The organism is Mycolicibacterium anyangense (genome assembly GCF_010731855.1).
Classification (GTDB): domain Bacteria; phylum Actinomycetota; class Actinomycetes; order Mycobacteriales; family Mycobacteriaceae; genus Mycobacterium; species Mycobacterium anyangense.
Genome location: NZ_AP022620.1, coordinates 2,742,488 through 2,768,681 on the forward strand (window position 1 = coordinate 2,742,488; position 26,194 = coordinate 2,768,681).

The 26,194-nt window shown below is 69.3% G+C and carries 22 protein-coding genes; 13 read left to right on the top strand and 9 right to left on the bottom strand.

The window, feature by feature from the left end; translation table 11 throughout:
• Positions 1–177: 177 nt before the first annotated feature.
• Positions 178–1,686 carry a hypothetical protein gene (locus G6N35_RS12740; protein WP_179967353.1) on the bottom strand — a complete coding sequence of 503 codons (1,509 nt, stop codon included), beginning with the start codon at positions 1,684–1,686 and terminating at the stop codon, positions 178–180.
• Between the two features lie 797 nt (positions 1,687–2,483).
• Between G6N35_RS12740 and G6N35_RS12745 the strand changes: the two genes are divergently transcribed.
• Together G6N35_RS12745 and G6N35_RS12750 are read left to right on the top strand one after the other, a co-directional pair.
• Positions 2,484–3,593, top strand: a complete 1,110-nt coding sequence (locus G6N35_RS12745; RefSeq protein ID WP_163804576.1) for a hypothetical protein — start codon at positions 2,484–2,486, stop codon at positions 3,591–3,593.
• Between the two features lie 233 nt (positions 3,594–3,826).
• Positions 3,827–4,843: a hypothetical protein gene (locus G6N35_RS12750; protein ID WP_163804577.1), complete on the top strand. Its 1,017-nt coding sequence runs from the start codon at positions 3,827–3,829 to the stop codon at positions 4,841–4,843.
• Here G6N35_RS12750 and G6N35_RS12755 read toward each other — a convergent pair.
• From G6N35_RS12755 to G6N35_RS27600, 5 genes are all read right to left on the bottom strand, one after another.
• Complete coding sequence (locus G6N35_RS12755) at positions 4,827–6,743, bottom strand: ABC transporter family substrate-binding protein (protein WP_170313172.1); 1,917 nt, start codon at positions 6,741–6,743, stop codon at positions 4,827–4,829. The genes G6N35_RS12750 and G6N35_RS12755 overlap by 17 nt on opposite strands.
• A gap of 28 nt (positions 6,744–6,771) precedes the next feature.
• Positions 6,772–8,670, bottom strand: coding sequence for a translational GTPase TypA (gene typA / locus G6N35_RS12760; protein ID WP_163804579.1), 1,899 nt, complete (start codon positions 8,668–8,670; stop codon positions 6,772–6,774).
• Between the two features lie 109 nt (positions 8,671–8,779).
• Positions 8,780–9,982: a cytochrome P450 gene (locus G6N35_RS12765; RefSeq protein WP_163804580.1), complete on the bottom strand. Its 1,203-nt coding sequence runs from the start codon at positions 9,980–9,982 to the stop codon at positions 8,780–8,782.
• An 18-nt stretch (positions 9,983–10,000) separates the two neighbouring features.
• Entirely contained in the window at positions 10,001–10,396 is a 396-nt protein-coding gene (locus tag G6N35_RS12770) for a (deoxy)nucleoside triphosphate pyrophosphohydrolase (protein ID WP_163804581.1), read from the bottom strand.
• Between the two features lie 43 nt (positions 10,397–10,439).
• A complete protein-coding gene (locus G6N35_RS27600; protein ID WP_179967354.1) occupies positions 10,440–13,679 on the bottom strand; it encodes an Ig-like domain-containing protein in 3,240 nt (1,079 codons plus the stop codon).
• A 256-nt stretch (positions 13,680–13,935) separates the two neighbouring features.
• Here G6N35_RS27600 and G6N35_RS12780 point away from each other — a divergent pair, with 256 nt between their 5' ends.
• Entirely contained in the window at positions 13,936–14,223 is a 288-nt protein-coding gene (locus G6N35_RS12780) for a 4a-hydroxytetrahydrobiopterin dehydratase (protein WP_163804582.1), read from the top strand.
• Here the strand turns inward: G6N35_RS12780 and G6N35_RS12785 are convergent.
• Positions 14,198–15,382, bottom strand: a complete 1,185-nt coding sequence (locus tag G6N35_RS12785) for a mannosyltransferase (RefSeq protein ID WP_163804583.1) — start codon at positions 15,380–15,382, stop codon at positions 14,198–14,200. The two genes, G6N35_RS12780 and G6N35_RS12785, sit on opposite strands and share 26 nt — an antisense overlap.
• Before the next feature lie 240 nt (positions 15,383–15,622).
• Between G6N35_RS12785 and G6N35_RS12790 the strand changes: the two genes are divergently transcribed.
• Genes G6N35_RS12790 through G6N35_RS12800 form a run of 3 tightly spaced genes read left to right on the top strand, consistent with a single transcriptional unit; the run spans position 15,623 to position 18,709 of the window.
• On the top strand, positions 15,623–16,183 hold the full coding sequence (locus tag G6N35_RS12790; RefSeq protein ID WP_163804584.1) for a hypothetical protein: 561 nt from the start codon (positions 15,623–15,625) through the stop codon (positions 16,181–16,183).
• A 17-nt stretch (positions 16,184–16,200) separates the two neighbouring features.
• Positions 16,201–17,292, top strand: coding sequence for an Rv1157c family protein (locus G6N35_RS12795; RefSeq protein WP_163804585.1), 1,092 nt, complete (start codon positions 16,201–16,203; stop codon positions 17,290–17,292).
• A 7-nt stretch (positions 17,293–17,299) separates the two neighbouring features.
• A complete protein-coding gene (locus G6N35_RS12800) occupies positions 17,300–18,709 on the top strand; it encodes a wax ester/triacylglycerol synthase family O-acyltransferase (RefSeq protein WP_163804586.1) in 1,410 nt (469 codons plus the stop codon).
• A 74-nt stretch (positions 18,710–18,783) separates the two neighbouring features.
• Here G6N35_RS12800 and G6N35_RS12805 read toward each other — a convergent pair whose 3' ends face one another.
• Complete coding sequence (locus G6N35_RS12805) at positions 18,784–18,930, bottom strand: hypothetical protein (protein WP_005147085.1); 147 nt, start codon at positions 18,928–18,930, stop codon at positions 18,784–18,786.
• A gap of 38 nt (positions 18,931–18,968) precedes the next feature.
• A complete protein-coding gene (locus tag G6N35_RS12810) occupies positions 18,969–19,544 on the bottom strand; it encodes an HhH-GPD-type base excision DNA repair protein (RefSeq protein ID WP_163804587.1) in 576 nt (191 codons plus the stop codon).
• 102 nt (positions 19,545–19,646) lie between these two features.
• Between G6N35_RS12810 and G6N35_RS12815 the strand changes: the two genes are divergently transcribed.
• The 7 genes from G6N35_RS12815 (at position 19,647) to G6N35_RS12845 (ending at position 26,152) form a co-directional block, all read left to right on the top strand.
• Positions 19,647–19,943 (top strand): DUF732 domain-containing protein, encoded by a 297-nt coding sequence (locus tag G6N35_RS12815; protein WP_163804588.1) that lies wholly within the window; start codon positions 19,647–19,649, stop codon positions 19,941–19,943.
• Between the two features lie 12 nt (positions 19,944–19,955).
• Positions 19,956–21,134, top strand: coding sequence for a sensor histidine kinase (locus tag G6N35_RS12820; protein ID WP_163804589.1), 1,179 nt, complete (start codon positions 19,956–19,958; stop codon positions 21,132–21,134).
• A gap of 17 nt (positions 21,135–21,151) precedes the next feature.
• A complete protein-coding gene (locus tag G6N35_RS12825) occupies positions 21,152–21,925 on the top strand; it encodes a LytR/AlgR family response regulator transcription factor (protein ID WP_163804590.1) in 774 nt (257 codons plus the stop codon).
• Complete coding sequence (locus G6N35_RS12830; RefSeq protein WP_163804591.1) at positions 21,918–22,298, top strand: hypothetical protein; 381 nt, start codon at positions 21,918–21,920, stop codon at positions 22,296–22,298. Before G6N35_RS12825 ends, G6N35_RS12830 begins: the two co-directional genes overlap by 8 nt.
• Entirely contained in the window at positions 22,295–24,022 is a 1,728-nt protein-coding gene (locus G6N35_RS12835) for a sodium/solute symporter (RefSeq protein WP_163804592.1), read from the top strand. Before G6N35_RS12830 ends, G6N35_RS12835 begins: the two co-directional genes overlap by 4 nt.
• A 145-nt stretch (positions 24,023–24,167) precedes the next feature.
• Positions 24,168–24,518: a DUF485 domain-containing protein gene (locus tag G6N35_RS12840; protein WP_163804593.1), complete on the top strand. Its 351-nt coding sequence runs from the start codon at positions 24,168–24,170 to the stop codon at positions 24,516–24,518.
• Between the two features lie 5 nt (positions 24,519–24,523).
• Positions 24,524–26,152, top strand: a complete 1,629-nt coding sequence (locus tag G6N35_RS12845; protein WP_179967465.1) for a monocarboxylic acid transporter — start codon at positions 24,524–24,526, stop codon at positions 26,150–26,152.
• Positions 26,153–26,194 lie beyond the last annotated feature (42 nt).

Consider the following 26,194-nt stretch of genomic DNA (forward strand, 5'->3'; position numbering starts at 1 on the left):
ATCATCAACTTTCCCCTCGTGTGTCGGGCGAAGAATACAGAACACCGGGCCCACCGAAGTGGGCCCGGTGTCTGTTGACAGTGCAGTTACGGGCATCCCGGGAGCGCCGGGAACACCGACGCTCCCGGGGCCGAGCCAGCTGAGATTCCTCCCAGATCCCAGCCGGATCGAGCGGTGTTAGGCAGCGCCGCCGCCCGTACCCCCGTTACCGCCGGTTCCACCGGTGCCACCGGCAGTCGATCCCGGCGACGGTGCGCTACCGGCCGAGCCGGTGCCGCCCGAGGTGCCGGCCGTGCCGGACCCGCTCAGGCCACCCTTGCCGCCGGCACCGCCGGTTCCACCGGTGCCCGGAGTGCCGTCGGTGCCAACGGTGCTTCCGGAGCCGCCCTTGCCGCCGCTGCCACCGTTGCCGCCGGCACCGCCGCCACCGCCGCCACCACCGATGCCCGGGTTACCGGGCGAGGTGAAGAAGGGCAGGAACCCGCCGGCACCCGGTGCACCACCGTTACCGCCGTCGCCACCCTTGCCGCCGTCGGCGCCGGTGCCACCGTTGCCGCCGTTACCGCCGACACCGACACCCGTGACTCCGAGGCCACCGGCACCGCCGGCCCCACCGTTGCCACCATTGGCGCCGTTGCCGCCCTGGCCGCCCTGACCACCGTTGCCACCGCTACCACCGGTGCCGAAGATCAGGCCGCCGGTGCCACCGGCACCGCCGCTGCCACCCTTGCCGCCGTCCTGGCCATTAGCCGTCGACGCGGCACCATTGCCACCGTTGCCACCAGCGCCACCGACACCAACCAGGCCGATGCCGCCGGCACCGCCGTTGCCGCCGTTACCGCCGCCGGCGGTCGCGTCGCCACCGTTGCCACCCTGCTGCCCGGTGGGCGCGGGTAGCCCGGCAGCGCCGTCGCCACCGTTGCCGCCTGCGGTCCCACCGACGCCACCGGCCTGAGCCTGGGCGGGCGGCAACACCGCGCCGGGGAGGCCCGGCGTTCCGTTGGAGACATTCGGATTCGGCGGCAGGTCCAGCACGCTCGGGTTCTGGCCGTTGAGGCCCGGACGACCTGCGCCACCCTGGCCACCCTGGCCACCACTGCCGATGAAGAACGACGCGTTGCCACCGGCGCCACCGTTGGTGGCCTCGACCGCCTTGCCGGTGGCCGAGTAGCCGCCGCTGACGCCGTTGCCGCCGTTGCCGCCGCTTCCGAAGAAGAGACCGGCGTTGCCACCGTTGCCACCGTTGGTGGAGGTCTGGGTGAGCGGGTTGTAGCTGCCGTTGAGCCCGTTGCCGCCGTTACCGGCGAAGAAGCCCGCGTCGTACCCGTTCGGATGCAGGGCGTTCCCGTCGGCCCCGTTCCCGATGAAGATGTTCAGGATCGGGATGGCACCGGCGATGTCGAGGAACCCGTTCGAGATCTGATTGAACGGATCGACCGCGACGGCCAGCAGCGCGTTCGGGGACGGCGACGAGGCGCCGGCTCCGAAGATGCTGCCGAAGCTGCCCAGCAGGTTGTCCAGCGGAGCCTGCGGCGCCACGATCGGCGCGGCCTGAGCAGCTGGGGCGAGCAGAAGCCCGGCCGCCGGAGCGCCCAGGATCATTCCGGCGCCGCCGATTGCGGCCGCCGTCGCCATCAGCGGGCGAGCGCGTCGCTTGCTGGTGACTGTTTCTGAATGGATGGACATGTAGGAAGAGCTCCCTTCAATCGTGCTCGAAATCCAAGCAGCAGCAACGTAACACCGGGGACTCTCCGGAAGCGATATTTTTCGGCGCCCAAAACTGAAGTAGTTTCGGGTCGAAAATAGCCGATTGTTTCCCCTGCAAAATACCGCTGAGAATCGCACACCAGAAACGGGATTTCGCTGAAGACTGTGCTGCTTCGGACCGAAAAGGCAGCTGCTGCAATGTTTTTACAGCTCAGTCAACCGCTTGCCATGCTTGCACGACTTGGCAAAGCAGCGAACCGTCGTGGTCTTTTATCAGCATCTCCTCAGGGAGAAAACGTCGCTGAGATTCGATTCGGGCCCATGTCGGCGGGCGCCGAATCGTTGCGTTCGGCACCGTGGCGAGAAGTCCCACATAAGCGATAGGCAAACCGGTCTTGGTAAATTGACAATTGCGACAAACTATCGCTTTCGCCAATTAATGCGGGAAATTTCGGGTAGTTGCTGGCGCCTCCCCCAAGCCGGTGCCCCGTCCTTTGTATCGCGACAAACCAGCACGCCAAGCCCATCCCCCACCCGCACTGCGGGGACACGTCGGCGGCCCCGACTCTTAGCCTTCGTCGTGGGCCGCGATCACTCAGCAGTCGCTCAGCCACGGATCCGCCGGCACCAGGGCTACTGTCAGGCCTTTTTCTCCGGACGGCCGGGGGGTAGGCACCGCAGACCGGTTCAGATTCTCAGGATCAGTCTGCGGACTTATCAGCCTGCTCTCAGGTATGGTTGCCGTTAGCCGGGCCGCGACAGCGGGAGGAGACGGCGTGCGTAAGGCGATGGGGCCAATCCTGACCACAGGAGTGGCGTTGGTGGCGGCCGCAGTGGTGGTCGCCAACCCTGTCGCGCCTCCGATCAGGGACATGCAGATCTCCACCACGCAGCTGTCCACCAGCCCCCAGGCCCTCATCCCCTTCGACAAGTCGCTGCTGAATTCGATTTCCCAGCAGTCGGCGCCGTTCGGCTCGGCGCTGGCCCAAATCCTGGGCGCACTGGCCGCCGAGGCCGACCGGATCGGCAACGACGTCAACTCCACCGGCTTCGAGGCGGCCCCGGTGCCCCCGGCCGCGCTCACCGCCGCTGCCTATCCGCCCCCACCGGCCGAGACGCCGTTCGTCCCGCCGAACGGCACCCCGTCCGCGGCGGCTGCGGCGGCGATGCTCCCGGCTGCGGGCGTCGCCGACGTCCAGCAGGTCGTCACCAGCTTGGTTCAGGACACCACCTACCTCGGCAGCAAGGTCGTCGAGGCCGCCTACGCCGCGGTCGACGTCCTGGTGAACACGCCCAGCCTGATCGTCAAGGCCATCGTGGCACTGATCAAGGGCGATCTGGTCTCGGCGCTGAACACCATCGTCGATGCGATCAAGGCCTTCTTCGGTCCCGGCCAGATCCTGATCGGCGGTCTGCAGGGCTTCATCGACAGCCTGACCGGTCAGCCGTCGATCCCGCTGACCCCGACCCCGCCGCCGGCTGCGAGCCGAACGCCGGGAACGGACACCGGTACCGCCCCCGCGGGCACCGGCGGCACCGGGGCCACTCCCACCGGCGATCCGAGCGGTCCGGCGGCAACCACCAGCGTCGCCCAGAGCGGCCGCAATCGCGCCGCCACCACACCGCGGGTCGTCGCCCGGTCAGCCCAGACCGATCCGGGCCCGACCTCCACAGCCCCCGACGACAACGCCGACAGCGCCCCGCAGCCCGGGTCCCCCCCGACGCGCACCTCGGTCGCCGAGAGCGGCCGCGGTGCAGCGGGTACGCCTGGCGGCACACGCCCCGTCACCCGGCCCAAGCCGCATGACCCGGGCACATCGAAGCCGGCGACGGCCAGCGCCAAGGATCAGAGCGCGGGCGGCCAGGGAGCCACCGCCGGCGACTGAGCCCCGTGCCGTATTGACGCCGGAGTCAGCGTCATCAACACGCGCTGCACAGTCCAGATATCCGGGTCGATACGCGATTCACCAGCGCAGACCCACCGTCAGCGCAGTGCTCTTCACTCCTGACAGTGATCGCATGTGCAACTACTTCCATGTCGCCTGGCCGAACTCGCGATTCCTCAGGCTGCTCTCAGGTACCTTGCGCTCATCACGTCTCGACGGGCAAAGGAGCTCAAATGTCCACCGCTGTCAGCTCTGTGTTCAAGACCGGTGTCGCGCTCGCCGGGGCCGGCGCCATCGCAATGAGTCCCCTGGTGCCGACGCACGATGCCCGCGTCCCCACCGTCACGCTGCCGTTCGTCGAGTTGAGCGGGCTGGCCACCCCGGCCCTGGGCGCCATCCCCTACCAGATCGGGATCAACACCCTGGGCAACCTGCTGGCACTGGCGCCGATCCTGATCGGCAGTACCGAACAGTGCACGGCCTGCTTGGGGCCGGCCGGTAATCCCGCGGTGCCGTTCACCGGGTGGGGGCTGATCGGTGTCGGGGCCGGCCTGATCACCAGCCCCGTCGTGCTCGTCAAGACGCTGCAGGCCGGCGGTAACGTCAACCAGGCGCTCGGCGCTGCGCTGCTGGCCATCCAGACACCGCTGACCAATACCTTCGCCCTGCTGCAAGCACCCCGCGCCGCAGGCGGATTCGCGCTGCAGGCCGCGCTGGACCGGGCCTTCAACGCCACCAAGGACATCGTCGACTACACCGTCAACATCCTGGCGCAGGCGCTGGTGACCGGCCCGGTCACCGTCATCGGCGGTGTGGTGACCGGCGCCCAGATCTTCGCGGGCACGCTGGCCACGACCGGCGATCTCATCACCGCGTTCAATGCCGGCCGGGCGCCGATCGAGGCGGCGGTGAACACGTCGCTGACCGCCCTGACCAATGAGATCAACGAGGGTCGTTCCACGGTCTACGCCGACCTCAACACCGGACCCGGTGTGGCCACCTCGCCCATCCCCACCGTCGCTCCCCGCCACTCGCGGCGACCGCCGTCGCCGGTCCGGCAACCAAGACGATTGCCTCGTTCAAGGCGGTTCCTGCTCGCACCGCGAGAGCAGCGGCGGCCACCGGTGGCGACAATGCTTCGGCGGCAACCGATTCCGGCGCGGCATCACCATCAGCCGGCAAAGCCGCAAAGTCCACCGGTGGCTCGAAGCGCCAGCACGCGGCGGACTGAGCCTACTGGGCGGTCTTGACCCAGCGGCCCGCGTCGCCGACGATGCCGACCGGGACCGCTCCGGTCAGGCTGACGTTCTGCACGCTCGGGCCGGCCGCAACGATCGTCGCGTCCTGCAGGATCGGCAGCACCGTCGACATGTTCCACAACCGCGGCTCGACCTGGTCGATGACCTCGCCGATCTCGGCCGAACCGTCCAGTGCCGCATTGATACTGGGCTGAATGCCGCGGTCGCAGATCCCGGTGAGGTTGGACGGCGCCTGCACCAGCGTTCCGCTGTCCGGCGCCGGTAGCGGCGGCGGGGCCGAGGCGGTGGTGGTACCCCGCGTCGGCGGCGGGGGCGGCGGATTCGGCGCGGGCGACGAGGTGGGCGACGGTGCAGCCGATGGCGTGGTGGACACCGCGGTGGCCTCCAGTGCCGGGCAGCCGTACCGCGAGGCCAGCAGCGTCGCCAGATCACCCCCGGCGGCGTGCCAGCCGACGATCGCATCCACCCGGTTGTTCACCAGGGCATCGGAATACAGCACCGGCGGGTCGAGCGCCAGCACGGTCGCGGCGATGCCGACGCTGCGCAACTGGTCGGCCGCGGTGTTGGCCACCGCCACCGACGTCGGGTCGTTGGCGGCCACCCCGATCACCAGCGCCAGTGTCTCCCCGTCCTTGCTGATCCGCCCGCGGGTGATCTCCGGTGGACCAGGCGGCTGCGAGCTGGTCCGCGAACCGGCCGACGGCGGCGGCGCGACCGGTGCCTCGGTGGGCGTGCGGTCGACCTGAAAACCAGCCTGCTCCAACAACTCCAGCGCCCGTTCCCTCCCCAGCGCGGGCGGCGCGGTGGGCACGTACCCGGGGTCGCTGGGGGCGCGCACCTGGGCCTGGGCCAGCGTGACGGTGTTGTCGCTGCCCGCCCCGACCGCGGCGAGCAGGTTGACGTCGAGCAGGCCCAGGATCGCCTTGCGGACGTGCGGATCGGCCAGCTTGTCCTCCTGCGCGCGCAGCGTCAGCTGCATGACGCGCGGGGTGTTGATCCGGTTGGTGCGCACATCCGGGATGGCCGAGAGTTGGGCGAAAGCCGCTGCGCCGCCGTGCACCTGGGCCACCTGGGTGTCACCGTTGCGGATCGAGTCGGCCAGCGCGGCGGGCGCACCGGCGCGCCGGAACAGCAGCTGGTCGGGCGAGGCGGGCGGCCCCCAGAACCGGTCGTTGCGGGCCAGCAGGATCTCGTCACGCTGCGGGTCGATGTTGTCGACCCGGAACTGGCCGCCGGTCACCGGCAGCGCGCGGGCCAGCCCGGCCGGGAAGCCACCAGGGACGTCCTTGACGATGTGGGCGGGCAGCAGGTCGTTGAACAACTCACGCCAGGCCGGGTAGGGCTGGGAGAACGTCACCACCGCGGTCTTGCCCCCGTCAATGGACTGCACGCCGGTGATCAGGTCGTAGCCGGCCGGGTCGACCACACCGGGCTGGCTGACCATCTGCCGCCACAGGTACCAGAAATCGTCGGCGGCGATCGGGGCGTTGTCGGTCCACGACGCTTCCGGCCGGATCTTGTAGGTGACGGTGAACGGGCTCTGGTTGGTCACCTCGGCCGACACCAGCAGCGTCGGGTCCATCTCCCAGCGCGAGCCCGTCGGCGTCGACGGATCGGGCACCGGGCGGAACGAACTGGGCAGCACCAGCGCGGCGATGGCGGCGTTGACCGGCGACTGGTCGGAGAGCAGGTGCGGGTTGAACCCGGCCCCGATCGAATCGATCCCCATGATGATCTGGGTGGCCTTCGGCGGTGGGGGTGTCGGGCTCTGCGAGGTCTCCGTGCTCTGCGGGGCCGGCGGCGGACTCACCGTGCACGCGGCGGTGACCAGCACCGACAGCAGGGCCGCCACGGTCTGCAGGCGTTGCGGTCCCCTCGGCACGCCCCTCAGCGTATCCACCCGCCTCGCGGTGACCCGATCAGCCGCGGGCCTTGGCACGCGACTTGGCCCGCGCCCGCATCGTCGCGTCGAGTTCGACCTTGCGCACCCGGACGATCTCCGGGGTCACCTCGACGCACTCGTCCTCGGCGCAGAACTCCATGGCCTGTTCCAGGCCCAGTTCCAGCGGCCGGGCCAGCGTCTCCATCACGTCGGCGGTGGAGGAGCGCATGTTGGTGAGCTTCTTCTCGCGGGTGACGTTGATGTCGAGGTCCTCCGCGCGCGGGTTGATGCCCACCACCTGGCCCTCGTAGGTGTCGTCACCGGGTTCGACGAAGAACTGGCCGCGGTCGGCCAGCTGGATCATCGCGAACGGGGTGACCGTGCCGCTGCGGTCGCTCACCAGCGAACCGGTATGCCGGGCCCGGATCTCGCCGGCCCACGGCCGGTAGCCGTCGAACACCGCGTTGGCGATGCCGGTGCCGCGGGTCAGCGTGAGGAAGTCGGTGCGGAAGCCGATCAGGCCGCGGCTGGGGACGATGAAGTCCATCCGCACCCAGCCGGCAGCGTGGTTGGCCATGTCTTCCATCCGGCCCTTGCGGGCGGCCATCAGCTGGGTGACCGCGCCGACGAACTCCTCGGGACAGTCGATGGTCATCGCCTCGAACGGCTCGTGGATCTTGCCGTCGACGGTCTGGGTGACCACCTGCGGCTTCCCGACGGTCAGCTCGAAGCCCTCGCGGCGCATCTGCTCGACGAGCACCGCCAACGCGAGCTCACCACGGCCCTGCACCTCCCAGGCGTCGGGGCGGCCGATGTCGACGACCTTGATCGAGACGTTGCCGACCAGTTCGGAGTCCAGCCGCGACTTGACCATCCGGGCGGTCAGCTTGTGCCCGGAGACCTTGCCGGCCAGCGGCGAGCTGTTGGTGCCGATGGTCACCGAGATGGCGGGCTCGTCCACGGTGATGCGCGGCAGCGCGTGCGCGTGCTCCGGGTCGGCCAGGGTGTCGCCGATCATGATGTCGGGAATGCCGGCGACCGCGACGATGTCACCGGCGACGGCCTCGTCGGTGGCGGTGCGCTCGACGCCGACGGTGACCAGGAGCTCGGTGATCTTGGCGTTGGTGATGACCGGATGGCCGTCGACCTCGCGCATCCAGGCCACCTGCTGGCCCTTGCGGATCCGGCCCTTGTAGATCCGGATCAGGGCCAGCCGGCCCAGGAATGCCGAGGCGTCGAGGTTGGTCACCAGCGCCTGCAGCGGTGCCTCCGGATCGCCCTGCGGCGGCGGGATGTGCTCGAGCAGGACGTCGAACAGCGGGTCGAGGTTCTCGCCGTCGGGATTCTGGCCGTTCGCCGGCTCGGTGGTGCTGGCGATGCCGGCCCGGCCCGAGGCGTACAGCGTGGGCAGGTCGAGGGCTTTCTCGGCGGCTGCCTGGGCTTCCTCGTCGAGATCGGAGGCGACGTCGAGCAGCAGGTCGTGGCTTTCGGAGACCACCTCGGCGATCCGGGCGTCGGGGCGGTCGGTCTTGTTGACCACCAGGATCACCGGAAGGTGTGCCGCGAGCGCCTTGCGCAGCACGAACCGGGTCTGGGGCAGCGGGCCTTCGGAGGCGTCGACCAGCAGCAGCACGCCGTCCACCATGGACAGGCCGCGCTCCACCTCACCGCCGAAGTCGGCGTGGCCCGGGGTGTCGATGACGTTGATGACGGTCATCGAGCCGTCCGGGTGGTGGCGGTGCACCGCGGTGTTCTTGGCCAGGATGGTGATGCCCTTTTCCTTCTCCAGGTCACCGGAGTCCATCAGCCGCTCGATGGCGTCGTCGCCGCGGTGCGACAGTGCACCGGACTGCCGCAGCATGGCGTCCACGAGGGTGGTCTTGCCATGGTCGACGTGCGCCACGATGGCGACATTGCGGAAGTCCTGCGTATTCACGACGGTGATTGTCGCAGTGCGGAGCCCCGATTGCGAAAACGAGTGATCCGCGCCCGGCCCTCATGCTGGGCGAATGCGACCCGAAGCTGTGGTCAGGATCTCTCTTGCGTCAGTGGTGAACGGCAGCCGTTGGCGTGAACTCCACCGGCATGGCCTCCAGCCCGCTGACGAAATTGGCCGGGCGCAGCGGTAGGTCCGCGCCGTCGGCCAGCCGGAGGTCGGGCAGGCGTTGCAGCACTTTTTGAGTCATCGTGGTCAGCTCGAGGCGGGCCAACTGGTTGCCGAGGCAGAAGTGGGTGCCGAAGCCGAAGGTGACGTGGTTGTTGGGGTTGCGGTCGATGTGGAACTCATCCGGGTCGCCGAACACGGTGTCGTCGAAGTTGGCCGACTCGAACAGCAGCATGATCTTCTCGCCGGCGTGCAACTCGGTGCCGTGAAAGTCGGTGTCCGCAGTCAGGATTCGGCACATGTTCTTGATCGGTGAGGTCCAGCGCAGCATCTCCTCGACGGCGCCGGGCAGCAGGTCGGGGTCAGCGCGCACCGCCTCCCACTGTTCGGAGTGCCGAGACAGTTCGGCGGTGCCGCCGGACAGGGTGTGCCGGGTGGTCTCGTCGCCGCCGATGAGAATCAGCAGGGTTTCGGAGATGATCTGTTCGTCGGTGAGCTTCGCACCGTCGACCTCGGCACCGATCAGCACGCTGACGAGGTCATCGGTGGGTTGGCGGCGGCGCTTGGCGACGGTGTCCGCCATGAACTCGTTGTACGCCAGCAGCGCGTTGACCGAGGCGGCCAGGATCTCCTCGGATGCCGTCGAACTCAGCGCGACGACCAGGTCGTCGGACCACGCCAGCAGGGTCTCTCGGTCCTCGGGTGCCACCCCCAGCATGTCGCCGATGACGGCCATCGGCAGCGGTGCGGCCAGATCGCGGACGAAGTCGCACTCGCCGCGCTCGCACACCGTGTCGATGAGCGTGTCACACAGTGCCGCAATGGCTTCCGTCTTATCTCTGACCTGTTTGCGGGTGAATCCGGCGTTGACCAGCTTGCGGCGCAGCAAGTGCGCCGGGTCATCCATGTCGATCATGTGCGGCAGGGCCGGGGTCGCCGGCCTGATGCCACCGGCGTTGGAGAACAGCTCGGGGTTGCGCTCGGCATCGATGACGGCCCGGTAGGTCGCGGCGGCGGCCAGGCCGGTGCGGTCGCGGAACACCGGCTGGTTGGCGCGCATCCAGCGATAGGCCTCGCGCGCGGCACCGTCGGCGTAGAACCGCCCGTCGGTCAGGTCGATGTCCGGCTTCACATCGGTGGGCACGCCCAGATCATAGGGCGATCAGCCTTGGCGCCCGAGGAGTTTCGAGAGCTCGGGTAGCCAGGCGCGGTCGGCGGGCACCCAGGGCAGATCGTCGAGTTCGGCGGCGGTGACCCAACGCAACTCGCGATGGTCGTGCGGGTGCAGAGTGCCGCCGGTGTGGGTGACGACGTAGGCGCGCAGGATCAGCGACTCGCCGAGTGCGACGTCATCCCCCAGCCGTTGCCCGACGGTCACCTCGGCACCGAGTTCCTCGCGGAGCTCGCGGGCCAGGGCGTCGGCCTCGGTCTCCCCCGCGGCGACCTTGCCGCCGGGCAGCTCCCACAGGCCGGCCAGTTCGGGCGGCCGCTCCCGCTGGGCCACCAACAACGCGGCGTCGGAGATCAACGCTCCGGCGACAACGATCTGTCCGGGCATGGGGTGCAACGGTATACCCTCAGCCGCTGAGCCCGTCCGCCGATCAAACCGGCTTGTCGACGACCGTCAGCTCATATCGGCTGGTCTTCCAGGAGGACAGGAAGGCAGCCAGCGAAACCTTCATACCGGCACCGATCGGTTGGTCTTTCGTGTTGGTCGCCGAGCTGTCGTTGACGTAAACCACGCCTTCTTTGAGATTTACCGCGATGACTACGATTTCATGGTCGAGGTCGGTGTAGTTCGGGTTGCCGTCGTTGGAAGCGTCCGGGATGGCGTTCCACATCAGCGACGCCGAAACGGTCACCATCGTGGCGTTGCCATAGGCCAGGTTGGCCTGCAGGTCCGCCATCGCACCCGGGCTGTCGTCGTAGTGCGTGGTGTTCGCGGTCAAGCCGAACTCCTTGGCCATCAGCGCCACAGCGTCCTTGACCGCGACACCGTCGGAGGTGTTCTCGTCGAGGTACATCTTCGCCCCGGGCCGGTCGACACTGTTGTTCGCCTTCGCCAGTGCCACCATGTCCTGCTCGTCCGGCGCCTTGGCCCCGCTGGTCACCTGACGAATCGCCGCCGCCGTCGCGTTCAACGTGCAGTTCTCGTAGCTCTGATTGAGAATCGCCCACTGCGCATTGGTCGTGTCGCCGTACGCGCCGTCACCGAGAACCTTGACGGTGAACGTCTCCTCGACGGTGTCGGGCCTAGCCAGGTTCAAACGGATCGCCAAGGAATGCAGTGCGTCCTGGATGAGTCCCAAGACGCCCGGCAGCTGCGCCCCGGCGCCATTGTCGGCGACGATGGTGAAGCTATCGGTTACTCCCGGATTGACCAGCTTCGGATTCGGAACATAGGTGTACTCCCCGGTGGCCGAGTTGAAATCAGTGATCTGGCCGTACTTGGGCCCGCTGGCGATGGAGTACGTGACCTGGTAACCGTTGTGGCTCACCCCGTCCAGGCGTCCGTTGATCGCGCCAGTCAGCGGATCCTGGGGATTCACGTCGATCGTCACGCTGGGTGCGCTGTTGAAGAAAATGTAGTTCAGGCGAGCGACGAAGTCAGACAGCAGCGACTGCACGGTGGGCTGATCCGATGCCGACACGGTCAGCACGTCGGTGACAGACCTGAGTGCAGCCGCGGGCATGACCGCAGCCGTGGGAGTCCCGTGCTGCCCGCGCACACCAGCGGCGCCACTGTCGGCGCGCTGGCCGTCCTTACCGGCTTCGCCACCAAGACCGCCCTGGCCGAAATCGCCGCCGACTCCGCCCTCCGGGCCGCCGTTGCCGCCGTCACCACCGTCACCACCGCGGCCGCCGACGCCGCCGACGCCAGAGGCTTGGGAATTGCCGCCCGCGCCACCTGCGCCACCCGCTCCGCCGGCACCGCCGTCCGCGCCCACCTGAGCGGAGCTCCCGGCACCCCCTTCACCACCGACACCACCGCGGCCGCCGGCGCCGGCTGGGCCGCCGGTGCCGTATCCGTAGCCGCCTCCGCCACCCGCACCGCCGATACCGCCCTTACCGCCTTCACCGGCGGCATTCACGGCCGTCGCGGCTCCGCCGGAACCGCCTGCGCCCCCCTCGCCGCCCTGGCCACCGCTGCCGCCGACGGCATTGACGTCGTTGGTCAGGCCGCCAAGACCACCCTGGCCGCCAGCGCCACCCGCGCCGCCGGCACCGGACGCGCCGCCCGCGCCGTGTGACGGGATCACGAATAAGTACCGGCCCGACCCAGGGTTGCCACCGAGAGCACCGCCGTCACCGCCGCGGCCTCCGACGCCGCCGTTACCGCCGGATACGCCGTCGCCGGTGTCGACGGCTCCGGTATCGGGGACGCTGTAGCCCTTGCCGCCGTTACCACCGGCTCCCCCGGGGCCGCCGGAACCGCCATCTCCGCCAACACCGAAGACCACGCTGCCATTGCCGCCGTTGCCGCCGGAACCGCCCTGCCGGCCGGCCACGCCGTCAAGGCCGTCAGGACGCCCGATGACGCCGTTGCTCCCCGGTGTTCCGGCTTGGCCCACACCACCGTCACCGCCGTTGCCGCCGGCGCCGAGCAACGACAACCGCCCGACATCGCCGCCGTTTCCGCCGTTGCCGCCCCCTCGGCCACCTGCGCCGCCGTCGCCGCCATTGCCCGACCACAGGGCGCCCGCACCGCCGTCGCCGCCCCGCCCGCCGAGGTAGGTCCCGTGGCCCTGGAGTGGAGTGTTACCGCCGGCACCGCCGTCGCCGCCGATGGAGAACACCGCCAACGCGCCGCCGCTTCCGCCATCGCCGCCCCGGCCTCCGGTAGCGGCGTCACCCCCGGCGCCCCCGGCGCCGCCGGCGCCCCACAGCGCAAGCACGCCGGTGCTTCCGCCATGGCCCCCGTCACCTCCGGTGCCGTCGGCTGGAATCGCCGCCCCTCCGGATCCGCCGGCACCGCCATCCCCGACCAGCAGGCCACCGGATCCGCCACGACCACCTGCACCACCGGTTCCACCCGGATCGGGCGAGTCCGCGGCCTGCCCACCGTCACCACCGCCGCCACCGTTGCCGAACAGGCCGGCTGAGCCGCCGTTACCGCCGGCGGCACCGGCACCCACAATGTTCGCCCCGAGGCCGCCGGATCCGCCGTTACCGCTGATCAGCCCGCCGGCACCGCCGTTACCGCCGCGGCCGTTGTTGACCAGCGCGATGCCGTCACCACCGCTGCCGCCGTTGCCGAACCACCCGGCAGCGCCGCCGTTACCACCGTTGAATCCGTTGCCACCGTTGCCAAGCAGGCCGCCATTGCCGCCCCGGCAGCTATTGCCACCTGTGCACGTCTCGGCGGTCCACGAGTAACCGTTGCCGACGATGATGCCGCCGTCGGGATGTTCGGCGGTGCCGTTGCCGAAGAAGATCGGGACGACGGTGTTCTGGCCGGGTTGGGCGACCAGTGCGGAGACCGGCCGGCTGTTCGCAGCGGCGCTGGGCACTACCGCACTCGTTGTTGCGGCGCTCCTGGCTGCCGCGCTGCGCGCGTTGCTACCTGCCACGGTGCTGGTCGGCCGGGCATGGGACGCCACACTGGACGAAGTCGCCGAGTGGTCGCCGGTCTTGGGGGCGCTGCTGCTGGACGACGACCCCCGTGAGCCGGCCGATCCGGTTGCGTCAGCGGACGCCACCGCTGGTGTGGCGGCGATGGCGGCGCCCACACCCAGGGCGATCGCCGAGGCTGTCAGCCACGTGGCCAGCCGTGCGTCGGGTTTGCGAACCATCAGTCCGCCGAATTCGACGGGCAGCGCTCGCAACCATGCCCCATGCATCACAAAATTCCCCTCGTCGTAAGCAGAAGTCACCTTCGCTGTCGCGCCCCAACCAACCTCGCAACGAGCCGATCAGAAGAATAGGGACGGCTGTACTGGATTGTCTAAGGATTCGCGAAAAAATGAACGTGCGTGTCATTTTTGTACCGATGTTGGTCTAACGGGTGAATGTTGCTGCTCGTCAACGTTTCCCACTCCCAGACGGAATCTGAACGACGGGCTGGCTTCCGGGCGCCGCGGCGGGGACACTGGAGCGATGGCCGTGCTGAGCGATGAACAAGTGGACGCCGCCGCCGCGGAACTCGACGGCTGGGAACGCCGCGATGGTGCGCTACGGCGCTCGGTGACGTTCGGATCTTTCCTCGACGGCATCGAGGCGGTACGCCGGGCGGCCGAGCACGCCGAACGTCGTGACCATCACCCAGATATCGATATCCGTTGGCGCACAGTCACCTTCGCGCTCGTCACGCATTCCGAAGGCGGGATCACCGAGAAGGACGTCGAGCTGGCGCGGGAGCTCAACGAGATTCTCGGCGACCGCTAGCCGCGATCCAGCCCAGCGTCAGCAGCGTCGCCACGATGTAGATCAGTCCGGCCCAGGCCAGGTACCACGGCCGGCTGATCTGCCAGATCGTCGGCTGCGCGAAACTCAGCAGCCACGGCACCCCGATCAGCGTCAGCACCAACCATCCCCAGCCCAGCACCCGCGCGCCGGGGCGGGTGCGCCACGGCCCGTGCAGCAGCCAGATCATCAAGGGCACCAACCACACCCAGTGATGGGTCCAGGAGATCGGCGAGATCAGCAGCCCGAACAGTTGCACCACCAGCAGCGAGCCCAGCCGGTCCCGCTCACAGTTGGCTTCGGCGCCCAACGCCCGCCACGCCAGCAGCGCGAGCACCGCGGTCACCGCGAGAGCGGCGAGCACCAGTGGGCCGTAGCCGGCGTCGTGGCCGAGGATGCGGGAGATGCCGCCGCGCCACGACTGGTTGAACGACGTCCCGATCGGGCCGATCCGGCCGGCGTCGCCGAGCAGGTCGGTGAAGTAGTAGCGGGCCTGCTGGCCGATCACCGCGATCGAGAGTGCGACGGTGGCGAAGAAGACCACCGCCGAGAAAGTCGCCGCGCGCCAGCGCCGCATCCCCAGGAAGTACAGGCCGGTGATCGCCGGGGTGAGCTTGATGCCGGCGGCCACGCCGACCAAAAGACCCGACAGCCACCAGCGTGAGCTGTACGCCGCGTACAGCACGGCCAGCACCAGGATGACGTTGACCTGTCCGTAGTCGAAGGTGCTGCGCAGCGGTTCGATCCAGATGGCCACCGCGGTCCACAGCATGGCGGTGCGGCGGCCGTCGGCGATGCCCAGCAGTCGCTGGCTGACCCGCACCACGCCGTACAGGGCGGCGATGATGCCGATCTGCCAGCAGAACGCCACCACACCGAACGGCAGCAGGTGTAGCGGGTAGAACAGCAGAGCCGCGAACGGCGGGTAGGTGAACGGCAGCGGGAAGTCCGGCGTCTGGTCGGCGTAGACGTAGGAGTACAGCGTGCCGGGGTGGTCCAGGGCGGCCGCGCCGCCGATGTAGACGTGCAGGTCGACGAAGTTCGCCCCATTGGGCACCAGATAGGTCCACGCCAGCCGGGCGGCGATCGACACGACGAGCACCACCGGGGCCAGCCGGGCCGCCCGGGCCGTCGCGTTCACCCCAAGACTGTAGCCAGTTTCCGCGGGCCGTCGACCGCACCGAGGCTGCGCTCAGGGCGTGCGCCGTCGGCGTGTCGCCGCCCTGGGCGCAGTGTCGATGTCGGGGCGGGACACGGCGCGCGTATCACCATCGGCCATCACTGCCGTAACGGTTGGATAACCGCCACACGTGTCACTTGAGTAACTCTAGTAACGGACTACCTTCGGGAACAGACCTGCCATCGAAGGAATGGGATCACCATGTCACGTTTCACAAAACTGTTCGCCGCCAACGCGATTGGAGCCGCCGGACTGTGCTCTGCCGCCCTGGCACTGAGCCCCACAGCCGCCGCCGACCCCGCCCTCCCGCCGGCTGTCCCCGGCGTGCCCGCGCTCAACATGCTCCAGCAGATCGCCACCAACCCGGCCAGCGCCGCGGCACTGGTGCAGACCGCCGCGACCGCACTGACCGGCGCGTCGGCCCTCACCGGAGCCGCCCCGCAGACGCTGCCCGTCTCGCCGATCGCCGGCGCACCGGCCACCGCGCCGCTGCCCGCCACGCCCGCTCCGGCACCGACCGCCGGCGGTCTGGCCGGCCCGATCATCCCGCTGCTCAACCAGCTCGGGGTGCCCGGCAACCTGGCCAACCTGACTCCCGAGTCGATGCCGTTCCCGGTGGCCATCGGTAACACCCCCGGCATCTCCAACCCGCCGGCCAGCGCCCCAGTAACGGTACCGCCGGCCAGCAACCCGCCGATCGCCCCGACCACCCCGGGCGGCGCCGGCCTCGGCCAGCTGCTGCCGCTGTCCGCTCTGCCCTGACCGTCGCTATCAACCCGATGAGGGAGCACCCCGTGCCTATCGCCAAGCTGTCCGCCGGCCTGACCGCCGCCGCGCTCGTCGCGGCCCTGAGTCTGGCTCCGGTCGCGACCGCCGACCCGTCCATCCCGCTGGATCCCGGCCAGCTGCCCGGCCTCGACGCCGTGCAGAACCTGAGCCCGGTGATTCAGCAGGCCGCGGGCAATCCCTCATCGGCGCAGCAGTTGCTGCTGGCCGCCGCGTCCCAGCTGGCGGGCAACGCCGCCACGCCGGCCGGGTCGGCGGCCCTGGCTCAGCAGGTCACCAAATTCGTGCAGGAGGGCGGGGCCGCGGGCCCGTCGGCCGCCATGCCCGCTGCGGCACCCCCCGCCGCGGCGGCACTGACCGGCGTCGCGCACGGCACCACGCCGTTGGCGACACCCGGCACCGGTAACGGCCCCGCCCCCCTGCCTGAACACCTCACCGATCCCACCGCCGCCGCCTATGGCGTCGACGCGCACCTTCCCGAGGGCATCGACCCGGCACACGCCGTCGGGCCGGCGCCCGACGCACTGCCCGAGATCCCGACGCCGGTGACGCCGGTGACTCCCCCGGCCGCACCCGCAGCACCGGCTGCCATGCCGGTCGCCAATGCCGTTCCCGCCCCCGCCCCGGCACCCTCGCCCGCCCCGGCGCCGGCCGCCGCGCCGAACTACGACCCGGCCACGCCGCCGACGCAGGACTTCATGTACCCGTCGATCTCCAACGGCTGCCTGGCCGACGGCGGCAACGTGATCGCGACCGCACTGTCGGTGGCCGGCCCGGCCAAGATCCCCGCCCCCGGCCCCGGACCCGGCCAGACGGCCTACGTGTTCACCGCAGTCGGCACTCCCGCGCCCGCCGCCGAGCAGAAGCTGCCGCTGAACGTCACCTGGGTGAACCTGACCACCGGTAAGTCGGGCAGCGTCACGCTCAAGCCGAACCCGGCGATCAACCCGCAGGGCCCGACCACGCTGACCGCCGTCGCCGACACCGGCTCGGGCAGCATCATGTCGACGATCTTCGGCCAGGTGACCACCGTCGACAAGCAGTGCACTTTCATGCCGACGATCGGGTCCACCGTCGTACCCTGATTGGGACATGGACACGCTCGACCCGATCGACGCCCTGATGCTGACGGGTGAGTTGTTGTCGAGCCCGATGCACGTGGCCGTGGTGATGATCCTGTCCCCGCCGCCAGGAGTCGAACCCCGCGGCTACGTCGAGCAGCTCTACTCCGACAGTTTCACCGCCGATGTGCCGATCGACCCGCGGTTGCGCCGCCGGCCCTACCGCGGTATCGACACCGCGGGCCTGTGGGCCTGGCGCGACGCCGACGACATCGACCTGCGCCACCACGTGCAGCGGCGCACCCTGCCGGCGGGCTCCGGCCCGGAAGCGTTGTGGGAGTTGGTCTCTGCGCTGCACGCGCTGCCGCTGGATCGCACCGCGCCGATGTGGATGGCCTACCTGATCGACGGTCTGCCCGACGGCCGGTTCGCGTTCTACATCAAGGTCCACCACATCGTCGTCGACGGGGTGGCGGGGCTGAAGATGATCGGCGATTCACTGTCCCCGGATCCCGGGCAGCGCGACATGCCGCCGTTCTACGCCAGCGCCGAGGCGGTGCCACCGCGGCCCTCACCGACGCGCCGTCGGCTGCCCAACCCGGTCTCGGCGGTCAAGGCCGCCGCCGGCATTGCGGCCTCGGGGGTGAACCTGACCCGCCATGTGGTGGCCGGCGAGTTGGCGAACATCCTCGGCAGCATCGCCACCCCGGCGGTGACACCACCGTTCGGCGCCCCGCATACCCGGTTCAACACCAAGCTGGGCGCCCAGCGCGCCGTGGCGGCAACAAGCCTGGACCGCAAGAGAATTCGTGCCATCCAGCAGGCGGCGGGAGTCACCGGCAACGACGTCGTGACCGCGGTGGTCTCCGGTGTGGTGCGCGACTGGCTGGCCGGCCACGACGAGCTGCCGCACCAGTCGCTGGTGGCGATCTGTCCGGTGACGGTGCGCGATCCCGATGCGGCACCCGGCGACGAGCACGGCAACATGTTCGGCCTCGGACTGTGCCCGCTGGGCACCAACATCGACGACCCCGGGCAGCGGCTGACCCTGGTGCATTACGCGATGGGCAATGTCAAGCATCAGGTGGCCGCCCAGGGTCCGGGGGCGATGCTGCTGGTGCTGATGCCCGCGATCGGGCCGACAGTGTTGCTGCCGCAGCTGCCGTTCACCTCATGGGTGCGGCCGAGCTACAACCTGCCGATCTCCAATGTGCCCGGACCGCAGGAGCAGCGGTACTTCAACGGGGCGCACGTCGACGAGATCTACCCCGTCTCGGTGGTCTACGACGGGATGGCCCTGAACGTAACGGTGTGCTCCTACGCCGACAAGATCGGAGTCGGCTACGTCGCCGATCGCGATGTGGTGGCCGAGATCGACGACCTCATCCCGCTGACCGAGAAGGCCCTGGCGGAGCTGGAGGCCGCTGTTCGGGTGGCCTAGTAGTGTCCGTTGAGCCAGAACCTACGCAGAAGAAGTTCGAGTACGACCCTGCGTGAGTTCTATCTGAACGCGGCCTAGTAGGCCATGAACAGGATCTCGTCGCGGCCGTAGTCCATGCCGGGGTGCGCCGCAGCCAGGTGCTGCTTGGTCAGGTCGACGAGCTCGTCCTCGTCCTTGGCGCTGATCGCCTCACCACACGGGCAGTTGATGTGAGTCTTCATGGTGCCTCCTGTTATTCGCCTTGGCTGAATCTCACTGCTCAGGCCTTCGCCTTCGCTGCAGCCTTCATCTTCTTCTTGTACGCCCTGACCTGTTCCAGCGACCCCTTGTCGACCACATCGGCGATCGACATGTGGGTGCCTGCCTTGCCGTAGTCTCCCGCGGCGGCGCGCCAGCCACGGGGCGTCACGCCATACTGCTTGCCGAGCAGCGCCAGGAAGATCTTGGCCTTCTGCTCACCGAACCCGGGCAGCGCCTTGAGCCGACGCAGCACCTCGGCCCCGTCGGGGTCGCCGTCGAGCCACAGCCGGGCGGTGTCGCCGTCGTACCGGTCGACGATCTCGCGGGCCAGGTCCTGCACCCGCTTGGCCATCGATCCCGGAAAGCGATGCACCGCAGGGGTTTTCGCGAACTCCGTAGCGAACGCCTCCGGGTCGTACTCGGCGATCAGGCGCGGGTCGATGCCACCGAGGCGGTCCAGCAGCTTGCGCGGACCGGCGAACGCGACCTCCATCGGGATCTGCTGATCGAGCATCATGCCGGTCAGCAACGCGAACGGATCCTCGGACAGCAGGGTGTCCGCCGCGGGATCCTGGGTCAGTTGCAGCTGGGCCATGGCGTCAGTGTAAGTCGAGACCGACTGGACGGTTCAGCCGTTCCTGTCGCCGGGATATGCGATGGTGAGCAGCAATCCCGGAGAGACCTTGAGGAGACGGACATGAAAAGGGTGATGGCACCTGTTGTGGCGGCAGTCATTGCCGCTCTCGCCCTGGCCGGCCCGGCGCACGCGATCCCCGACCAAGGCACGCCCGAATTCGACCAGTACATGCAGGGCCTGCAACGCAACGGCTACAACCTGATTCCCGACACGGCCTGGCGGGTCGCCCATCAGGCCTGCATCGGCGGTATACCGGGCTACATCGGTTTGGAGCTGGCCGCGCAGGGGGTTATCGGCCCCGGTGCTCAGGAGCGGGTATTCGACGTGGCCCGGAAGTACGCCTGCCCCGTCCAATAGGCAGGAGGCGGCATGTCGGGAGCGGTGGCGATCGCGGTCTCGGTCGCCCTTGCCGCGGTCGCGCTGATCATCGGGATACTGGCCGTGCTCACCCGCCGGCGGGTCAGCACGCCGGCCGAGCGTGCCGTGCACGCCACCCTGCACACCGCCGCGCTGGCCGCCCGCTCCCTGCGCCGGGGCCTCGACGCCGACTCCGCCCAGAGCGCCGCGCCCCACCTGCGCGGCCTGACCGGCACCGACGGCGTGGCCCTCTATGACGGCGAGGGCACCCTGCTGGCCACCGACCCCGGCGGGGACCTGTGGGCCCCGCACACCATCAAGGTCTGCCAGCAGACCGCCGCGGCCTCGATCGCCGGGCAGCGCCGGGTGCTGGCCCGCGACCAGACCCCGGCGGTGGTCGCCCAACCACTGCTCGACGACGACGGTGTGGTGATCGGGGTGCTGGTGGTGGTCAACGCCGCCGAACCCGCGCCCGGCATGCTCGGCGCCATCGGCGAGGTGGCCCGCTACGCCGCCAGCCAGCTGGAGCTGGCCGAGCTGGCCGCCTCCCGCGCCCGTCTCGACCGCGCCGAGGTGCTGGCCCTGCGCGCCCAGATCAGCCCGCACTTCATCTACAACGCGCTGAACACCATCGCCTCGTTCGTGCGCACCGACCCCGACCGGGCCCGCGACCTGATCCTGGAGTTCGCCGACTTCACCCGGTACTCGTTCCGCTCTGCGGGGCCCTACACCGCGCTCGCCGACGAGCTGCGCAACATCGACCGCTACCTCACCCTCGAGCGCGCCCGTTTCGGCCCGAACCTGTCGGTCACCCTGCAGGTGGCTCCCGAGGTGCTCACGGTGGTGGTGCCGTTCCTGGCGCTGCAACCGCTCGTCGAGAACGCCGTTCGGCACGGCCTGGCCGGCCGGCAGAGCGGGTCCATCGAAATCGTCGCGCGCAACGAAGGATCCGACTGCGTGATCACCGTCGAGGACGACGGCATCGGCATGGATCCCGACGCCCTGCGCTCCGGACACGGCGACGTGCTGGCCGACGGCGAGCAGGCCGCGCACGTCGGCCTGACCAATGTGGACCATCGACTGCGCGCGGCGTTCGGCAACGACTACGGTCTGGTGGTCGAGACGGCTCCGGGTGCGGGCACCAAGGTCATCATGCGGGTGCCCAAGTTCCGCGCCGGTGTGCGGGCGTGAACCCTCGGGGAGGTGGGATGGGACTGTCGGTACTCGCGGTCGACGACGAAGCGCCCGCCCTCGACGAGCTGACCTACCTGTTGGGTGAGCACCCCGAGATCGGTGAGGTGATCGGCGTCGGCGACGCCACCTCCGCACTGCGAATCCTCAACGAGCGCACCGCCGACGCGATCTTCCTCGATATCAACATGCCCGGTCTGTCCGGCCTGGAACTGGCCAGCGTGCTGGGCAACTTCGCACACCCGCCGGCGGTGGTGTTCGTCACCGCCCACGACGACAAGGCCGTGGCCGCCTTCGACGTCGGCGCACTGGACTACCTGCTCAAGCCGATCCGCAAGGAACGTCTCGACGAAGCGGTCCGCCGCGTCGCCGCCGCCCGGGGTGCCGAACCGGCGGCGCCGTCCGACGACGCGACCGGCGACACCATTCCGGTCGAACTCGGCGGGGTCACCCAGCTGGTGCGCTGCGACACCATCGGCTGGGTCGAGGCCGAAGGCGACTACGCCCGCCTGCACGCGGCATCCGGATCGCATCTGGTCCGAATTCCGTTGAGCACCTTGGCGGATCGCTGGCGCAGCCGCGGCTTCCTGCGGGTGCACCGCTCGTATCTGGTGGCCCTGAACATGGTCACCGGGCTGCGCACCTCGGGCGCCTCGACCATGGTGCGGCTGCGGGCCAACGGGTCCTCCCCCGCGGTCGAGCTGCCCGTCAGCCGCCGCCAGGCCCGCGAACTGCGCGACCGGCTCATCCGCGACCCGATGCGAACCTTCCGGCCCGGCGGCGATGACTAGAGCGGGCCGCCCGCAACGCGAGCGGGTGGTGCTGGCCCACCGTCGCGGTACCCGGATGGTGCACACCCGGGTGGAGGTCCAGGAACAGACCGAGGTCGGTGACGCGCTGGTGCGCGGTCTGGTGCGCGCCCAGCTCGGGTTGGCTCTGCGGCTGGCCACGGTGGTTGCCGGCGCCATGGTCGCCCTGCCGTTGCTCAACGCCGCCTTCCCGGAACTGGCCGCCGTCACGGTCTTCGGGATGCGACTGAACTGGCTGATCTTGGCGGTGCTGGTCTACCCGGCCATGTACGGAGTCGGCCGGCTGTTCATCCGGCTGGCCGAGCAGGGCGAGCGAGACTTCATCGGCGTGGTCGACGAGGACGGATCGCCGTGAGTTCGACAGCGACCGCACTGACCGCCGGTGGGCTGCTGGCCGCCGCGGTCGCGACCGTGGCGGTCGGCGCATACGGAGTGCGGCTGGCGCGCACCACATCGGACTTCCTGGTGGCCTCCCGCACCGTCGGTCCGCGCTGGAATGCCGCGGCCATCTCCGGTGAATACCTTTCGGCGGCTTCGTTTCTCGGTGTCGCCGGGCTGATCGCCAAATATGGGGCCGACGCACTGTGGTATCCGGTCGGCTTCACCGCGGGCTACCTGGGTCTGCTGCTGTTCGTCTCGGCACCGCTGCGCCGCTCCGGCGCCTACACCGTTCCGGACTTCGCCGAGTTCCGGCTCGGCTCGCCGCGGTTGCGCCGGGCGGCGATGCTGGTGGTGGTCACGGTGTGCGTCCTCTACCTGGTGCCGCAGTATCAGGGTGCCGGGTTGACGCTGAAAACGCTTCTGGGCGTGCCGGTCTGGATCGGTCCGGCACTGGTGGGCGTCATCGTCATCGTCAACGTGGTCGGCGGCGGCATGCGGTCGATCACCTTCGTGCAGGCCTTCCAGTACTGGCTCAAACTCACCGCGGTCGCGGTGCCGGCACTGGTGTTGCTGGTCCACGTCGGCATCGAGCACCCGCAGCTAGGCGGACCGCTGCCGCCCACCGTGGAGCACGCAACCACCGTCACCATCGACACCGACGTCGTCGTCACCGTCAACGACCCCGCCGGTGTCACGCTGCGCGGGCCGACGGGCAGCGGTGCGCTGCCCGGACCAGGTCAGTACACCCTGACCGCGGGCACCACACTGGCGCTGGCGGCCGGGGCGCAGACGCCAGTGGTGGCCGGCGCCCCGACCACCGGTGCACAGTGGATCGACAACGGCGGCGGGTTCGGCGGCGAACACCCGCTGTACCAGGTGTTCTCGATCATCATCGCTACCTTCCTGGGTGCGATGGGCCTGCCGCACGTGCTGGTGCGCTTCTACACCAATCCCGACGGCCGCGCCGCGCGGCGGACCGCGCTGGCGGTGATCGCGCTGCTGTGGCTGTTCTACCTCTTCCCCACCCTGCTCGGCGTGTTCGCCCGCCTCTACGTGCCGCAGCTGCTGATCACCGGCAAGTCGGATGCGGCGGTGTTGCTGATGCCGTCGGCCGCCATCGCCGGGCTACCCGGCGAACTGATCGCGGCCCTGGTCGCGGCGGGCGCCATCGCAGCGTTCCTGGCCACGTCGTCGGGTCTGCTGGTCAGCATCGCCGGCGCGCTGGCCACCGATGTGCTGCGCGGGCGGGTCCGGGACTTCCGGCTGGTGGCGCTGATCGCCGGCCTCATCCCGATTCCGCTGTCGCTGGTGGCGTCCTCACTGGAGATCTCCCGCGGTGTCGGCCTGGTGTTCGCCGTCGCCGCATCGACCCTGTGCCCGCTGCTGGTGCTGGGCATCTGGTGGCGCGGACTCACCGCGGCGGGCGCGGTGGCAGGGCTCGTGGTCGGGGCGGTGTCCTCGGGTTTCGCCGCGCTGGTGACCGTGACCGGCTGGGTCGATGACGACGCGTTACGCGGCTGGCCGGCCACCCTCATCGGATATCCGGCCGCGGTGACGGTGCCGCTGGCCTTCGCGACGATGGTGGTGGCCAGCCGACTCACCCGGCGCACGGTGCCGACCGACGTGGCGCGCACCTTCGCCCGGATGCATGTGCCCGAACGCCTCGGCATGGGTGTGGAGCGCGTGCCCCGGGGCTAACGGCGCCCGCTCGACACGACCGCTCATCGCCCCCGCACAACCGTTGGGCGCACGCTGCGACTGTTCGTCGTTGAGCCCTAGGGCTGTGATCCACCTCTCAATACCCTGTGGAACACCATCGAGTTCACAACCACAGGAGCGTGCGGTGTCCTCAACCGAAATCCCACCGCGGGAAACCCAACCCAGCGGTGCCCAATATCTGGCCGTCCAGGCCAGCCCGGAGTTTCAGGAGCTGCGCCGCACCCTGCGCCGCTTCGTCTTCCCCACGACGGCGTTCTTCCTCATCTGGTACGCCAGCTATGTGCTGCTCGGCGCCTTCGCCCATGACTTCATGGCGATCAAGGTGTGGGGCAACATCAACGTCGGACTGCTGCTCGGGCTCGGCCAGTTCGTGACGACGTTCCTCATCACCGGCCTCTACGTCCGCTTCGCCAACCGCGAGCTGGACCCGCGCGCGGAGAAGATCCGCAACGACATGCACTGGAGCCAGCAGTGAATCACCTGACCCTGCTCGCACAGAGCAGCACCATCGGCAATCCTGCCGTCAACATCAGCATCTTCGTCGGCTTCGTGATCATCACGCTGTTCATCGTGATCCGGGCCAGCCGCTCCAACACCAACGCCACCGAGTTCTTCACCGCGGGCCACGCCTTCTCCGGCCCGCAGAACGGCATCGCGATCGCCGGCGACTACCTGTCGGCAGCCAGCTTCCTCGGTATCGCCGGAGCCATCGCGGTCTACGGCTACGACGGCTTCCTCTACTCGATCGGCTTCCTGGTGGCCTGGCTGGTGGCCCTACTGCTGGTCGCCGAATTGCTGCGCAACACAGGCAAATTCACCATGGCCGACGTGCTGAGCTTCCGGCTCAAGCAGAAGCCGGTGCGGCTGGCCGCTGCCACCTCGACGCTGACGGTGTCGCTGTTCTACCTGCTGGCCCAGATGGCCGGCGCCGGTGGCCTGGTGGCCCTGCTACTCGACATCCACGGCCGCACCGCCCAGTCGTTCGTCATCGCGGTGGTCGGTGTGCTGATGATCGTCTACGTCCTGATCGGCGGCATGAAGGGCACCACCTGGGTACAGATCATCAAGGCGGTGCTGCTGATCGCCGGTGCGGCGTTCATGACCGTGCTGGTGCTGGCCAAGTTCGGGTTGAACTTCTCCGAGATCCTGGGCTCCGCACAGCACATGGTGCACGAGGCCACCACCAAGGGGGTTTCTAGCCGCGACGTCCTGGCACCGGGCGCCCAGTACGGCGCGAACACCACCTCGAAGATCAACCTGCTGTCGCTGGGTCTGGCACTGGTGCTGGGCACCGCGGGTCTGCCGCATGTGCTGATGCGCTTCTACACCGTGCCCACTGCCAAGGAAGCCCGGCGGTCCGTGGTCTGGGCGATCGCGCTGATCGGCGCGTTCTACCTGTTCACCCTGGTTCTTGGGTATGGCGCGGCGGCCATCGTCGGGCCGGACCGGATCCTCAAGGCACCGGGCGGGCAGAACTCCGCCGCTCCGCTGCTGGCCTTCGAACTGGGCGGGGTGATCCTGCTGGGCGTCATCTCGGCCGTCGCCTTCGCCACCATCCTCGCGGTGGTGGCCGGCCTGACGATCACCGCGTCGGCGTCGTTCGCCCATGACGTCTACGCCAGCGTGCTCAAGAACCACAAGGTCACCGAGGATGAGCAGGTTCGGGTCTCCCGGATCACCGCCGTGGTGCTGGGTGTCGCGGCGATCGGGTTGGGCATCCTGGCCAACGGGCAGAACGTCGCGTTCCTGGTGGCACTGGCGTTCGCGGTAGCCGCCTCGGCCAACCTGCCGACGATCGTCTACTCGCTGTACTGGAAGCGGTTCAACACCCGCGGCGCACTGTGGAGCATGTACGGCGGCCTGATCAGCTGCATCGTGCTCATCGTGTTCTCCCCCGCGGTGTCGGGGACCAAGACCTCGATGATCCCCGGTGCGCACTTCGACTGGTTCCCACTGGCCAACCCCGGCATCGTGTCGATCCCGCTGGCCTTCATCCTGGGCATCATCGGCACGCTGACGTCCTCGGACACCGGTGATCCGGAGCTCAACGCCGAGATGGAGGTCCGCTCACTGACCGGCGTGGGCGCGGAGAAGGCCACCCACCACTGAATGAGGTGAGAATCTCGCCGGGTGCGGGAATGGTCATGGTGT

Bases quoted from the DNA above. Each gene is read 5' to 3' on its own strand.
- G6N35_RS12790 (WP_163804584.1), top strand. From the start codon at position 15,623: ATGTCACGTTTCACAAAACTGTTCGCCGCCAACGCGATTGGAGCCGCC.
- G6N35_RS12740 (WP_179967353.1), bottom strand. From the start codon at position 1,686: ATGTCCATCCATTCAGAAACAGTCACCAGCAAGCGACGCGCTCGCCCG.
- G6N35_RS12810 (WP_163804587.1), bottom strand. From the start codon at position 19,544: ATGGCCCAGCTGCAACTGACCCAGGATCCCGCGGCGGACACCCTGCTG.
- G6N35_RS12830 (WP_163804591.1), top strand. From the start codon at position 21,918: ATGACTAGAGCGGGCCGCCCGCAACGCGAGCGGGTGGTGCTGGCCCAC.
- G6N35_RS12795 (WP_163804585.1), top strand. From the start codon at position 16,201: ATGAGGGAGCACCCCGTGCCTATCGCCAAGCTGTCCGCCGGCCTGACC.
- G6N35_RS27600 (WP_179967354.1), bottom strand. From the start codon at position 13,679: ATGCATGGGGCATGGTTGCGAGCGCTGCCCGTCGAATTCGGCGGACTG.
- G6N35_RS12815 (WP_163804588.1), top strand. From the start codon at position 19,647: ATGAAAAGGGTGATGGCACCTGTTGTGGCGGCAGTCATTGCCGCTCTC.
- G6N35_RS12750 (WP_163804577.1), top strand. From the start codon at position 3,827: ATGTCCACCGCTGTCAGCTCTGTGTTCAAGACCGGTGTCGCGCTCGCC.
- G6N35_RS12770 (WP_163804581.1), bottom strand. From the start codon at position 10,396: ATGCCCGGACAGATCGTTGTCGCCGGAGCGTTGATCTCCGACGCCGCG.
- G6N35_RS12825 (WP_163804590.1), top strand. From the start codon at position 21,152: ATGGGACTGTCGGTACTCGCGGTCGACGACGAAGCGCCCGCCCTCGAC.
- G6N35_RS12805 (WP_005147085.1), bottom strand. From the start codon at position 18,930: ATGAAGACTCACATCAACTGCCCGTGTGGTGAGGCGATCAGCGCCAAG.
- G6N35_RS12800 (WP_163804586.1), top strand. From the start codon at position 17,300: ATGGACACGCTCGACCCGATCGACGCCCTGATGCTGACGGGTGAGTTG.
- G6N35_RS12780 (WP_163804582.1), top strand. From the start codon at position 13,936: ATGGCCGTGCTGAGCGATGAACAAGTGGACGCCGCCGCCGCGGAACTC.
- G6N35_RS12820 (WP_163804589.1), top strand. From the start codon at position 19,956: ATGTCGGGAGCGGTGGCGATCGCGGTCTCGGTCGCCCTTGCCGCGGTC.